The sequence below is a fragment of the Flavobacterium soyae genome (assembly GCF_021245985.1).
In the GTDB taxonomy this organism is placed as follows: Bacteria; Bacteroidota; Bacteroidia; order Flavobacteriales; family Flavobacteriaceae; genus Flavobacterium; species Flavobacterium soyae.
In genome coordinates, this window is the sequence record NZ_JAJQXA010000079.1 from 1 (window position 1) to 255 (window position 255).

General features: G+C 55.3%; 1 protein-coding gene. It reads left to right on the forward strand.

Translation table 11 applies throughout. From position 1 onward, the window contains the following. Nucleotides 1-255: hypothetical protein (locus LUU93_RS21660; protein WP_232683242.1), on the forward strand; the 255-nt coding region annotated here is incomplete at both ends.

Below are 255 nucleotides of genomic sequence, written 5' to 3' on the forward strand. Positions count from 1 at the left end.
GCGCAGCCGGCTACCCCGGCAGTTCCGTCATTAAGCGCTGTGATCCAGCCTACATGCTTAACGGCATCTGGAAGTTTTACAATTACAAACTATGATGCTTCGAATACCTATACGGTAAGCCCGTCGGTAGGTGTTTCCCAGTCGGGGGATACTGTAACGGCACCGGCAGGAAGCTACACGGTAACGGCTTCAGCAAACGGCTGTACTTCGGGTGCATCCTCTGCTGCGGTTATCAATGCGCAGCCGGCTACCCCG